The sequence below is a fragment of the Streptomyces colwelliae genome (assembly GCF_048158785.1).
Taxonomy (GTDB): Bacteria; Actinomycetota; Actinomycetes; order Streptomycetales; family Streptomycetaceae; genus Streptomyces.
On record NZ_JBLTJC010000324.1, the window covers coordinates 1 to 11,843 of the forward strand.

10 protein-coding genes are annotated in these 11,843 nt (G+C 69.0%); 4 read left to right on the plus strand and 6 right to left on the minus strand.

All coding sequences use genetic code 11. From position 1 onward, the window contains the following. Positions 1 to 221: 221 nt before the first annotated feature. Positions 222 to 1,160, minus strand: a complete 939-nt coding sequence (locus ACNFOC_RS41555) for an AurF N-oxygenase family protein (protein WP_416964203.1) — start codon at positions 1,158 to 1,160, stop codon at positions 222 to 224. Positions 1,161 to 1,449: 289 nt separating this feature from the next. On the opposite strand from ACNFOC_RS41555, the gene ACNFOC_RS41560 reads away from it, so the two are divergent. The 4 genes from ACNFOC_RS41560 to ACNFOC_RS41575 all read left to right on the plus strand — a co-directional run bounded on the left by ACNFOC_RS41560 (position 1,450) and on the right by ACNFOC_RS41575 (position 7,408). Further along, a complete protein-coding gene (locus tag ACNFOC_RS41560) occupies positions 1,450 to 1,593 on the plus strand; it encodes a hypothetical protein (protein WP_416964204.1) in 144 nt (47 codons plus the stop codon). A 169-nt stretch (positions 1,594 to 1,762) separates the two neighbouring features. After that, positions 1,763 to 4,045: a membrane dipeptidase gene (locus ACNFOC_RS41565; protein ID WP_416964205.1), complete on the plus strand. Its 2,283-nt coding sequence runs from the start codon at positions 1,763 to 1,765 to the stop codon at positions 4,043 to 4,045. A gap of 27 nt (positions 4,046 to 4,072) precedes the next feature. Then, a complete protein-coding gene (locus tag ACNFOC_RS41570; RefSeq protein ID WP_416964206.1) occupies positions 4,073 to 6,823 on the plus strand; it encodes a helix-turn-helix transcriptional regulator in 2,751 nt (916 codons plus the stop codon). Positions 6,824 to 6,991: 168 nt separating this feature from the next. After that, positions 6,992 to 7,408 carry a hypothetical protein gene (locus ACNFOC_RS41575; RefSeq protein WP_416964207.1) on the plus strand — a complete coding sequence of 139 codons (417 nt, stop codon included), beginning with the start codon at positions 6,992 to 6,994 and terminating at the stop codon, positions 7,406 to 7,408. Between the two features lie 114 nt (positions 7,409 to 7,522). On the opposite strand, the gene ACNFOC_RS41580 is transcribed toward ACNFOC_RS41575, so the two are convergent. The 5 genes from ACNFOC_RS41580 to ACNFOC_RS41600 all read right to left on the minus strand — a co-directional run. After that, entirely contained in the window at positions 7,523 to 8,032 is a 510-nt protein-coding gene (locus ACNFOC_RS41580) for a DUF3291 domain-containing protein (RefSeq protein ID WP_416964208.1), read from the minus strand. A 44-nt stretch (positions 8,033 to 8,076) separates the two neighbouring features. Then, positions 8,077 to 9,534: a penicillin-binding transpeptidase domain-containing protein gene (locus ACNFOC_RS41585; protein ID WP_416964212.1), complete on the minus strand. Its 1,458-nt coding sequence runs from the start codon at positions 9,532 to 9,534 to the stop codon at positions 8,077 to 8,079. Positions 9,535 to 9,542: 8 nt separating this feature from the next. Further along, entirely contained in the window at positions 9,543 to 10,901 is a 1,359-nt protein-coding gene (locus ACNFOC_RS41590; protein ID WP_416964209.1) for an FtsW/RodA/SpoVE family cell cycle protein, read from the minus strand. A gap of 61 nt (positions 10,902 to 10,962) precedes the next feature. Then, complete coding sequence (locus ACNFOC_RS41595; protein ID WP_416964210.1) at positions 10,963 to 11,418, minus strand: SH3 domain-containing protein; 456 nt, start codon at positions 11,416 to 11,418, stop codon at positions 10,963 to 10,965. A gap of 188 nt (positions 11,419 to 11,606) precedes the next feature. Next, positions 11,607 to 11,843, minus strand: a 237-nt coding sequence (locus ACNFOC_RS41600; protein WP_416964211.1) for an ATP-binding protein, incomplete at its 5' end; no start/stop codon positions are given.

Consider the following 11,843-nt stretch of genomic DNA (forward strand, 5'->3'; position numbering starts at 1 on the left):
CCTTAGGTCGGACCAGTGCAGCCGCGTTTGAGGAGTTGCCTGCGCTGGTCGCGCCCACGCGGCGGAGCCGCATATCGATACAGCCCCGTGCCCCTTCAGGCGGGACCAGTACGGCTGTATTTCGAGGCAGCCCCGGGCCCCTCATGAACGCAGGCCGACCCATTGTCTTTTAGGGGCGCGGGGAACTGCGCGACCAGCCCCCACCGGGCCGCACTATGAACTCAAGCCAATAGCCCCGACGCCTTCCACAGCCGTCGCCCGACACCCCGCAGCACACCGATGTCGTCCAAGAAGTCCGTCAGCTTCTTCGACCCGGACTGCATGACCTCCCGCCGATGCCCACTCGCCTGCACCTGGGCAACCGCCTCCCGCCGATCGAGCCCGACGTTCGTGTACACCTCGGGATTCACGAAGGCGATGGAGAAGATCCGCGCGAACTCCCCGGACGTGACCCGCGTGAACTCCTGGGACCACCGAGGCGCGCTGATCATCTGCCGCCTCAACTCCTCCCGGGCGTAACGGACATGGCGCGCCTCCTCGACGACATGGATCCGCGTGACACCCCGGACCAACGGCTGCACCCGCTCATCCGGAAACGTCAACCGCTGCATCCAGTCGAGGACTTCCTCCCCGAGCAACGTCGCCGTGAACGAACCAGGCGTGGTGGAGATCGTCTTGAAGAGCCGTCCGAGGTTCTGATGGGCCCGGCTCACCGGATACCAGGGCGTGTCCCCCCGCGAGATCAACCGCGCGAACATCTTCGAGTGCCGGCACTCGTCCTCGATCTCGGTCAGCGCATAGCGCACATGCGCACTCGTCGCCGCCTTGTCGTAGATGTGCCGGACAAGCAGCTGCATCAGGATCAGCTCGAACCAGATACCCAGCGAGGCGAGCGCCGCGGCCTCGTGCTGGGAGAGCAGGACGCGCTGTTCCTCGCCCATCCGTTTCCACAGCGGGGTGTCGTACAGGGACACCAGCTCCGGCGGCCAGAACCACTTGCCGTCCTCGAAGGGCGCGTCCCAGTCGAGTTCCTTGTCGGGGTCGAAGGAGTGCTTGGCGGAGGACGCGAGCAGCCGCTCAGCCACCTGCTCACGGTCCTTGAGCAGGCCGAGCGCGTCGCGCAGCCCGTCGACCGCGTCGGCTTCGGTCAGGGTCGTCATGGTTGTTCCACCTCGCGGATCGGCGTGTTACCCGGGGTCACATCCTCCGAAGTTTTATGAGACTACTTGTCAGCAAGCTCGTCAATCCCCCCTGCGGGACTTGTTGGCCCGGGACGATTCGTTCGGTTCGTGCACCGGCCGGGCCTGACTGACGGAGACGGCACCCTAGGGATATCCCCGTACCGGCGAGGGAGTCGCGGTGGGACGGTCGGCTCGTGCGGACAATCCACGCTGGTCAGACGGAGGTAGTGACGTGATGATTCCGGTGGTAGGGATAGGAGTCCGAGCCTTGAAGTGGGCCTTCCCGGAAGCTTCGGAGGCCCTGGACACGATGCACGGCGTGTATCGGACCTGGCGCTTAGCGGCCGCGTTGAAGCAGCGCGACGATGGCGACGGTGACGGCGATGGCGACGCCGGGCAGGACGCCGAGTAGTAAAGCGCCGGTCTGCGACAGCCGTTGCCCACGCCGTCCACCGGGTGGACAGCGGCTCGCCGCTGACAAGCGTTGATCCTCGCGGTATGCCTGAACTGAGCCGTGCAGGCAGGACACCGACGGTCGCGTGCCCCACGCCTGCTGGACCGTACGGCGTCTGGGGGATCCGATGAGCAGTGGCTTCGCCGACCTGCACAACCACCAGTTCGCCCACCTGGGGTTCGGTGGCATGGCGTTCTGGGGCGGCGCCTACGGTGACATCGCTCAGGAGCTCGGTTGGTGCACGCCGGTGCACGGGCCGGGAGGCACCGGTGACCTGCTGGGCAACATCATGCGATCGATCGCATACGGCGCCGGTGTCGGCGCGCTGTTCGGTCACCACGTGGGGGGCCATCCGCAGTTCGACGGCTGGCCCCGCTGGGACAGCATCACCCACCAGGCGGTGTTCGAGGACTGGCTGAAGCGTGCCGTGGACGGCGGACTCCGGCTGATGGTGATGCTCGCGATCAACAACGAGTACCTGTGCGGGCTGGCGAACAAGCTCCCGGGCCGCGGCTGCGGCGACATGGAGGCGGTCGATCTCCAGCTCCAGGCCGCCAAGGACATGGAAGCGTACGTCGATGCGAAGAGCGGCGGCCCGGGAAGCGGCTGGTACCGCATCGTGCGGACTCCGGACGAGGCCAAGGCCGTCATCTCCCAGGGCAAACTCGCGGTGGTCCTGGGCATCGAGGTCGACTTCCTGTTCAACTGCCGCAACGAGCAGAACCTCAGCGAGGATCAGCTGGCCCAGGAGCTCGACGCGTACTTCGACCTCGGGGTCCGCTATGCCTTCCCGATCCACTTCAGTGACCAGAGGTTCGGGGGCACCGCCTTCCAGAACGCCCTGATCCGCGACAACGGCGGTGGGCCGATCTCGGGCCGCAACCCGGTGGGAACCATCGGCGCCTACACGATCGACACCGAGGACGCGCAGGCCCTCGGCTACGCCTACCGCACCGGCCGCCGCAATGTGCGGGGCCTGACCGATCTCGGCAAGGCACTGGTGCGCGGCCTGATCAGCCGTGGAATGGTCATCGACATCGACCACATGTCGGCCTACGCCAAGTCCGACACACTCGACATCTGCGAGCAGCTGAACTGCCCGGTGGTCTCCGGGCATTCAGGCTTCATCGACATCTCCCTGGGCGAGAAGAGGCACGAGGGCCAGCTCCTCGACACCGAGGTGGAGCGCGTCCGCAACCTGGGCGGCATGGTCAACCCCATTGTCCGGCAGGGAGACATCGCGGAGATAAGGCCCGCCGGTACCGTCCTGCCGCTGCCGCACTTCTGCGGGTCCAGCTCCAACAGCTTTGCCCAGGCGTATCTCTACGCCATCAACAAAATGGGCGGCATGCCCACCGGCATCGGAACCGACTTCAACGGATTCGCCGGGTTACCCGGCCCCCGCTTCGGTCCGGACGCATGCCCCGGAGGCCGCGGACAAGGAGTGGCTTCTCCCGAGGTCACGTACCCCTTCACCGCCGCGGCGACCGGAATGGCCATGGACCGGAGCGTGGTCGGGGACAAGGAGTTCGACATCAACACCGATGGCCTGGCCCATGTCGGAATGCTCCCCGACTTCATCGCCGACCTCGAGGCACAGGGCGTCACCGGCAACCTGCTTGATCCCCTTCTCAACTCCGCCGACGGTTTTGCCGCCTTGTGGACCAAAGCATGGAGCAGGGCCGATCTGAGCCTTCCGGCAGGTGCTCCGGCCCAGGGCGACGACATACAGCCCGGCGAGGTGCTCCTGCCAGGTCAGTCCGTCGTTTCCGGCAACGGTCGTTACGTCCTCGTCTATCAGGGGGACGGCAATCTGGTGCTCTACGGCCCCGGGGGAGCCCTGTGGTCCTCGGACACGAACGCGACCACGCCTGGTGTGTGCGTCATGCAGGGCGACGGAAACCTCGTCGTCTACCGCCCGGGCGGCAGGCCCGTGTGGGATTCGGGCACGTTCCAGGATCCGGGCAGCCATGTCGTCGTCCAGGACGACGCCAACCTCGTCATCTACCGGACCGACGGCACAGCGGCGTGGGCGACGGGAACCAGCCTGCCCACCGGCACGTCGGCCCAGGGCGACGACATGCAACCCGGCGAGGTGCTTCTCCCCGGTCAGTCCGTCGTTTCCGGCAACGGTCGTTACGTCCTCGTCTATCAGGGGGACGGCAACCTGGTGCTCTACGGCCCCGGCGGGGCCCTGTGGTCCTCGGACACGAACGCGACCACGCCTGGTGTGTGCATCATGCAGGGCGACGGAAACCTCGTCGTCTACGAGCCCGGCGGGAAGCCTGTGTGGGATTCGGGCACGTTTCAGGATCCGGGCAGTCATGTCGTCGTCCAGGACGATGCCAACCTCGTCATCTACCGGACCGACGGCACAGCGGCGTGGGCGACGAACACCGTCCAGCCGTAGCGGCCGGCCGACACGTTGCCCGGCGACATGCTCTGTGGACGGCTCGTGGAGATCAGCCGCATCGACCGGCTCCTGTCGGACGCCCGCTCAGGCAGGAGCGGGGTCCTGACCCTGCGCGGTGAGGCGGGCATCGGCAAGACCTCGCTTCTCGGCCGGGCCGAGGACACCGCGAGAGAACTGGGCATGAGCGTCCTGGCCATCCGCGGCTGGGAACAAGAACACAGCCTGGCCTTCGCCGGGCTGGCCCAACTGGTCCATCCGGCCGCCCACTTGATCCGCAAGCTGCCCGAGCGGCAGGCCCGGGCACTGAGTGGAGCCGTCGCCCTCGGCCCGACCCGCCCCGTGGACCGGTTCGCCGTCTACACCGCGGCCCTTGGGCTGCTCGCCCAGATCTCCGAGGACGGCCCGGTGCTCCTGACGGTCGATGACGCCCATGCTCTCGACACTCCGTCGGCGGAGGCGCTGGCGTTCGTGGCCCGCCGGTTGATGGCCGAGGGCGTCGCCGTCCTCGCCACGGCCAGACCGCACAGCTCAGTGGCGTGGCTGACGACTCACCTGCCTGTCCTCGACGTGACCGGCCTGGCCGCCGAGGCCGTGGACGAGCTGATCGTGGACCGCACGGGAACCCGGCCGACAGGAGCCGTCCTGCGCCATCTGCTGGACCGGAGCGCGGGCAACCCCATGGCACTCATCGAGCTCCTGTCCGACGTGAACGGCCATCAGCTGGCCGGGCAGCAGCCCATGCCCGCATTCGCCCACGCCCGAGAGGCCGCCGGGGCCCTCTTCTCACGGCGGGTCCGTGCACTCGGCGACCCGGCCCGTTCCGTGCTTCTCCTGCTGGCCACCAGCATCTCCGCCGAACTCCGCCGAGTGCTGGAAGCAGCCGAGGCCCAGGGCCTGCCGGAATCCGCCCTGGCCGAGGCCGAGTCCTGCGGGCTCGTCGTCTTCGAATCGGGAACCTTCCGGTTCACTCATCCGCTGGCCTCCACAGCGGTGCTGGCCGGCGCGTCGGCGACGGAGCGCCGCGCCGCCCACCGGGTGCTCGCGGCCGTATGCCCGGACTCGTCCCACGCGGGAGAGCGGGCCTGGCATCTGGCGGAGGGCACCCTCGGCGCCGACGAACAGGTGGCCGCCGAGCTGGAGAAGGCGGCCGACATCGCTCGGGGACGCAGCGGCTACGCGGCCGCGGTCACGCTGCTCGAACGGGCGGCGGCCCTTGGCGACAGCGACTCCAGCAGGTCCCGCCGGCTCTTCGCGGCGGCCGGGGACGCCTTCCTGGCGGGCCAGACGGGACGGGCGCGCGAGCTGCTGACCACGGCCGACGCGCTGAGCGAGGACCCTCACCTGCGCGCATCGGTGGCGGCCGGGCGCGGCCGGGTGGAGGCGCTGACAGGGCACCCGAAGCTCGGGTACCGGATCGTCTTCCAAGCCGCCCTGGCCGTCCGTGACACCGATGCACAGCGATGCGCGGGACTCCTTGCCGACTCGGCGATGGCGGCCCTGCTCGCCGGTGATCCGGGCGCCGCCGTCGATGCCGCCCTTGAGGCGCAGAAGCTCGTGGACGATCCGTCGGGCAACGTCGCCCTGGTGATCAACCTTGTGCACGGCCTGACCCTTCTTCACCTGGGTCAGGCACTCCAGGGCAGAGAACGGCTTCAGGCCTGCACGACGCTTGTGGAACGTCCCACGGACAGTCCCATCGCCGTGGAGTACATGATCCTTGCCGCGATCGCCATGAACTGGATCGGTGAACACGCGCTCGCCCGCCGGACGTTGGACGCGGTCCTGTCCGAACTGCGGGTCTGTGGCGCCCTGGGCATGATGCCGTTCGCCCTGTACGCGTTGGCGTACACAGAAGCCCTTACCGGTCGTACGGCGTCCGCCAGAGCCACGGCGAACGAAGCGGTCAAGCTGGCGGAGTTCACCAATGACGAGGTCTGGCACTATCTGGCGCTGAGTTCACTGACGTACGTCGAGGCCATTCGAGGTGATGCCGATCAGTGCCGGCGGCACGGGAGGCAGGCGATGGCACTTCGACGCTCGTGCACGGACTACCCGCGCGACGCCAGCGAAGCACTGGGGTTGCTGGAACTCAGCCTCGGGCAGTACGAAGACGCCCTCAGCGTGTTCCATGAGGGCGCCCGGTCAACACCGTCGGACAGTCCGGACGCACTGGTGAGCAGCCACTTCGACTACATCGAGGCGCATGTGCGCAGTGGCCGCAGGCCAACCGGCCGCATGCTGGGGGTTCTTGACGATCACGCCCAGAACTCCGCCTTCCCCGCGCAGGCCGCCATCGCCTGGCGGCTCCGCGGCCTCGTGGCCGACGACACGAGTGCCGGCGCGTGCTTCGACGCGGCCCTGCGACTGCACTCACAGGTCGAGTGCCCCCTCGAAACCGCGCGCACCAGGCTGGCCTTCGGCGAACGGCTCCGTCGGGCCCGTCAACGGGTAAAGGCCCGGGAGCAGTTGCGCACGGCGGTGGATGCCTTCGACCGGCTCGATGCCAGGGTCTGGGCGGAGCGGGCACGCAAAGAGCTCGCCGCGACGGGGGAGACCGTCCGAAGGCCGAGGACGGCCGGCACACTCGCGGATCTCACGCCGCAGGAGTACCAGGTCGCTCAGACCGTCGTCCGCGGATCCACCAACAGGGAGACAGCCTCGTCGCTCTTCCTCAGCACAAAGACCGTGGAGTTCCATCTCGGCAACGTCTACCGGAAGTTGGGTGTCCGCAACCGAACCGAACTCGCCCACTCCCACCCCTCTCTCAGGGACTGACGCCGCTTCGGGGAATCCCCCTGAACCGAGCCGCGCGCGGCGGCACAGGCCGGGAAACGGGAGAGCCAGGGATGTTCCCGAAGCCGCACGGCACCCCTCACCGCCATCGTTCCGGGTATGCCGCACCGCACCAGAACGGTGCCCGTGCGGTCGACAGAGGGAGCAGTCATGCAGAGTGAATCCGTACAAACGGCGCTTGCGAGCCTCGCTCGGGCAGTGGCCGGCGAGAACGGCGCGGGGGACGCGTCGGACGGTGTCCGGACGGACACACCGCCGTCCGCCCCGTCGCGTGAGCCGTCATCCGCCGAGGCCCGGGAGGCAGCCGGCACCATTCAGGCTCAGATAGGGCTGCCCACCAACGGCTCGCAGACGTTCTTCACGACCGAGCTGTTGCTGACGAGGCTCAGCGCACGGAACGACGGTTCCCAGTACGGGGAGGCGCGGGTGCAGACCGTTTTCGGCGCGGATCCGGAGTACCTCCCGCTGAGTCCCGGCGAGACGAAGAGCGTCACCCGCTGGTGGGGCGGTGTGCCGATCAGGGTCACCAACAACGCCAACTCGCCGCTGACCGTGTGGACCGGCTGAGTCTCCGCGGAAACTGAGTGCGTCAGGCCTCCCGCAGGGCCTGGCGCACCGGGCCGGTCCGGCATCTCCAGCCAGGGCGCCCGCCCAAGCCGCACGACACATCACCAGCACCGCTCAGACCGAGCATCCCAGATCCTCCGGAACATCCACGGCCACCGGCTCCGCCCCCTGCGCCGGGAACGACGTCCGCAACGTGAACGCGTACTGCGTCGGCCCGTGCGCCCGCAGATGCAGCAGCCGCTCCTCCGCCTCCGCCACGGTGGGCCGGTGTCCCGCCGGGACCCACCACAGAACCGCCATCGCCTCCCGCACCCGCTCGAACCAGTCGCGGCGACGGGCCAGCAACTCCCGGTGCTGCCCCTGGTACATGAACGCGGTCAGGGCGTTCGTGTCCCGCCACACCGACATGTTGATGATCAGCCAGTCGTCGCCGAGGACGGGGACGTCGGTCGCGTTGCCGGTGTCGGACTGGAGGCGCCAGACGAAACCCTCGGCGCTGTCGGAGGTGGCGTTCACGGGGTCGAGGGCGTCCACGAAGTCCTTCAACTCCGCTGATTCCAAGGGGAACTTGAGGCGACCGATGTTGGCCTGGGCGAGTTCGTACGCGCTCAAGGGCTCATTCATATACCGAACGGTAGGTCGGTCCCGACGATCCCGGTACCCCCGTCTCACGAACCGAGCACCGCCTCCATCACCGCCTTCGCGATCGGCGCCGCGTCCCCGCCGCCGCTGATGTCCGACCGGTCCGCCGACGCGTCCTCCACCACCACCGCGACCGCCACCTTCGGCTCCATGTCCCGTTCGCCCTGCGCCCAGGACACGAACCAGGCATACGGCGTACCGGAGTTGCCGATGCCGTGCTGCGCGGTACCGGTCTTGCCGCCGACGGTCGCGCCCGGGATCGCCGCGTTCGTGCCGGTGCCCTCGGTGACCACGTCCTCCATGAGTTCCTTCATCTGTACGGCTGTCGCCGGGTGCATCGCCTGGCGGACGGGACGCGAGCCGGGCGTCGACACCGTCTCGCCGCCCCGCCGCGTCGTCCGTTCCACCAGGTACGGCTCCCGCACCTGCCCGCCGTTCGCGACCGCCGCCGCGACCATCGCCATCTGCAACGGCGTGGCCCGCGTGTTGTACTGCCCGATCGACGACAGCGCCAACTGGGCTTTGTCCAGCGTCGTGTCGAAGGTGCTGGGGGAGACCGAGAACGGGATCCTCACGTCGGCGTCGTTGAAGCCGAACGCCTCCGCCGTGGCGCTCATGTCCCGCACGCCCACATCCACACCGAGCTTGGCGAACACCGTGTTGCACGACCACTCGAAGGCCGAGCGCAGGGGCGCGTCCACGCACCCGTCGCCCTCGTTCGTCAGCGTCGTCGAGGTGCCCGGGAGCGTGTACGGGTCGGGGGACTTGGTCGCCGCGTCCAGGTCCGTCACCACCCCCGCGTCCAGCGCCGCCGCCGCGGTGACCACCTTGAACGTCGAACCCGGCGGATAGGTCTGCCGTACCGCCCGGTTGAGCATCGGCTTGTCGGGGTCGGCGTTCAGCCGGGCCCAACTGCGGTTCGCCGTACGGCCGTTGCCCGACAGGGCGCCGGGGTCGTAGGACGGGGTCGAGACCAGCGCGAGGACGCGGCCGGTCGACGGTTCGATCGCGGCGACCGCGCCCGTGCGCGCACCGAGTCCGTCGTACGCCGCTTGCTGCGCGGCCGGGTTGAGGGTGGTGACGACGTTGCCGCCGGGGTTCTGGGCGCGGGTCAGGTCGTTCCACAGGGGGAACGGCGAGAGCATCGGATCGGTGCCGGAGAGGATGCCGTCCTCGGAGTGCTCCAGGAACGTCGTGCCGTACTCCTGCGAGGCGAAGCCGGTGACCGGTGCGTACAACGGGCCGTTCCTGTACGTCCGTTCGTAGCGGAGCTGCTCGCCGGAGTCCCGGGAGCCGGTGATCGGCCTGCCGCCGACGAGGATGCCGCCCCTCGGCTGGTTGTAACGGGCAATGGTGTGGCGGCGGTTGGCGACGTTGCCGTCGTAGGAGCGGGACTGGAAGACCTGGATGCGGGTGGCGTTCACCAGCAGGGCGAGCAGGAGCAGGGTGCAGAAGGCCGCGGCGAGGCGGATGTGGCGGGTCATGGAGTCGGTCACGCGGCCACCTCGATGTCGTACTGACGGCGGGACGAGTCGCTCAGCCGGATCAGCAGGGCCACGATCGCCCAGTTGGTGACGACCGAGGAGCCGCCCTGGGCGAGGAACGGCATCGCCATGCCGGTCAGCGGGATCAGGCCCGTCACCCCGCCCGCGATCACGAACACCTGGAGCGCGACGATCGAGGCGAGGCCGACCGCGAGCAGCCGGCCGAAGGGGTCGCGCAGGGCCAGGCCCGCCCGGTAGCCGCGCTCCACGAGAAGGCCGTAGAGGATGAAGATCGCGGAGAGGCCGGCCAGGCCCAGTTCCTCGCCGGCCGTGGCCAGGATGAAGTCCGACTTCGCGGCGAAGCCGATGAGGATGGAGTGGCCGAGGCCCAGGCCCGTGCCGAGCATGCCGCCGGCCGCGAACGCGAAGAGGGACTGGGCGAGTTGGTTCGGGCCCTGGCCCGCGTCGATCGACGCGAAGGGGCGCAGCCAGTCCTGGACCCTGCTGTGGACGTGCGGTTCGAGCCAGCCGACCGCGACCGCGCCGAAGGCGGCCAGCAGCAGGCCGACCGCGATCCAGCCGGTGCGGCCGGTGGCGACGTAGAGGAGGGTCACGAACAGGCCGAAGAAGAGGAGCGAGGTGCCGAGGTCGCGTTCCATGACCAGGACGCCCACGCTCAGCAGCCAGATCGCGACGATCGGGCCCAGCACGCGGCCGGTGGGGAGCTGGAGGCGCCAGACGCGACGCCCTGCGTAGGCGAGTGCGTTGCGGTTGGCCGCGAGGTACGCGGCGAAGAAGACCGCCAGCAGCACCTTCGCGAACTCGCCCGGCTGGATGGAGAATCCGGCGATCCGGATCCAGATCCGGGCACCGTTCACGGCCGGGAAGAGGACCGGGAGGGTGAGGAGGACCAGGGCGGCGGCCACGCAGACGTACGCGTAGCGCTGGAGCACGCGGTGGTCGCGGAGGGCGATGACCACGACGATGAAGAAGGTCACGCCCAGCGTCGACCACACGAGTTGGGTGGGAGCCGCCCGGTCGCCGGGGGTCTCCAGGTCGAGCCGGTAGATGAGGACCAGGCCGAGGCCGTTGAGGAGCACCCCGATCGGGAGGAGGAGCGGGTCGGCGTACGGGGCCCGCAGCCGCACCGCGACGTGGGCCAGCAGGGCGAGCACGCCGAGCCCGGCGCCGTAGCCGGCGGCGCCGGGCGGGACCGTGCCGTTCTTGGCGATACCGACAGCGCAGTAGCCGTACACGGAGAGCAGGACGGCCACGACGATGAGGGTGAGTTCGATGCCACGGCGCCGGGGGAGGCGTACAGCGGGTGTGGGAAGGTCCGCCGTGACGGTGGTTCCGGCGTTGGTCATGTCCGGAACTTACCCAAATGGTGCGGGTTGTGTGCCTTGGGTGGTGCGTGTGTCTCGTCCGTCAGCACCAGCGGGGCGCGGGACCGATGTTGTCGATGTAGCGCGCCGAGCCCCAGGCCCAGGTGCCGTCCGTGAGCAGGTACCAGATGCGGTTGCCCTGGACGTTGGAGCCGTTGGTCTTGCAGAAGATCGAGACGTGCTCGCCGCGGTAGGCGTACCGGATGACCCTGCTGCCGCGGTCCGGGCGGGAGCGCAGGGCGAGTTGACCGGCCGTGACGACACCCCGGTAGAGGCGCGGGTTGTCGTGGTCGCCGTGGTCGCCGTGGTCGTGGTCACCACGGCCGCCGAAGTCCTCGTCACCCTGCTGGTTCCACCCACCGTCGTCCTGACGGCTGACGCCCGGGTCTTCGTCGCCCCATTCGTCGTCGGCCACGGCGGGAGTGACAGCGGCAGCGGCGACGAGCGCACCAGCGGCAACCGCTATACCAAGACGTCGGAGGGAGAGGCTGAGGGACATGCGGGTACCTCCAGGGGTGGGGCGAACCTGACTTATCGCCACATTAGGAGGAGGAGGGGAGCTTCGCTCATCACGCTGGGCCACACGAGCGCCCCGGAAGGGGCGCGGGGCTGTGTCGATGTGCGGCTCCGCCGCGCGGGCGCGACCAGCCCCCACCGCCCCGCAGTCGACGAACTACCGCTCTCCACCTATCCGAGCGTCAACCTCGCAAGCGCCCCACCACCATCACCGGCGTCCACATTCGAGAACTCCAGCCGAGCCCCCAAAACCTCCGCCTGCCCCAACGCGATGGTCAACCCAAGGCCATGCCCTGTCGCCCCACCCTCCGTACGGAACCGCTGAGGCCCATGCTCGACGAGGTACTCCGGATACCCGTCCCCGTGATCCCGCACAGTCACCACCGCCCCGTCCACGGTCACCACAAC

Coding starts and splice junctions, on each gene's coding strand:
- ACNFOC_RS41590 (WP_416964209.1), bottom strand. CDS start 10,901: ATGACCAACGCCGGAACCACCGTCACGGCGGACCTTCCCACACCCGCT.
- ACNFOC_RS41565 (WP_416964205.1), top strand. CDS start 1,763: ATGAGCAGTGGCTTCGCCGACCTGCACAACCACCAGTTCGCCCACCTG.
- ACNFOC_RS41595 (WP_416964210.1), bottom strand. CDS start 11,418: ATGTCCCTCAGCCTCTCCCTCCGACGTCTTGGTATAGCGGTTGCCGCT.
- ACNFOC_RS41570 (WP_416964206.1), top strand. CDS start 4,073: ATGCTCTGTGGACGGCTCGTGGAGATCAGCCGCATCGACCGGCTCCTG.
- ACNFOC_RS41585 (WP_416964212.1), bottom strand. CDS start 9,534: ATGACCCGCCACATCCGCCTCGCCGCGGCCTTCTGCACCCTGCTCCTG.
- ACNFOC_RS41555 (WP_416964203.1), bottom strand. CDS start 1,160: ATGACGACCCTGACCGAAGCCGACGCGGTCGACGGGCTGCGCGACGCG.
- ACNFOC_RS41580 (WP_416964208.1), bottom strand. CDS start 8,032: ATGAATGAGCCCTTGAGCGCGTACGAACTCGCCCAGGCCAACATCGGT.
- ACNFOC_RS41575 (WP_416964207.1), top strand. CDS start 6,992: ATGCAGAGTGAATCCGTACAAACGGCGCTTGCGAGCCTCGCTCGGGCA.